The following is a 360-nucleotide window of genomic DNA, read 5'->3' on the forward strand; positions in this document are numbered from 1 at the left end:
GTGCTGTCGTCGGTGGCGACCGATGCCGGGTATCTGATCCTGGTGCCGCTCGCCGCGGCGGCCTTCCTCACCGTCGGTCGACATCCTCTCGCCGGTCTCGCGGGGGCGTTCGCAGGCGTCGGCGCGGCCTTCGGTGCGAACCTGCTGATCACGCCGAGCGACAGCATGCTCACCCAGGTCACGAACGAGGTGCTGACCAGCGCGGGCATGCAGCCGATCGAGGTGACCCAGAACTTCTACTTCGGGATCGTCTCGACCTTCCTGCTCACGACGGTCGCGCTGCTCGTGACGATCTTCGTGACCGAGAAGCGCCTCGGCGCCTACGACCGCCGCGAGATGACCATCGCCGACGAGGCCGAG

General features: G+C 67.8%; 1 protein-coding gene. It reads left to right on the forward strand.

Annotation, left to right across the window (positions count from 1 at the left end; all coding sequences use genetic code 11):
- A partial coding sequence (locus tag WFM69_RS19340) for an AbgT family transporter (protein ID WP_337007474.1) occupies nucleotides 1–360 on the forward strand: 360 nt, incomplete at both ends.

The organism is Microbacterium sp. LB12, assembly GCF_037150835.1.
In the GTDB taxonomy this organism is placed as follows: Bacteria; Actinomycetota; Actinomycetes; order Actinomycetales; family Microbacteriaceae; genus Microbacterium.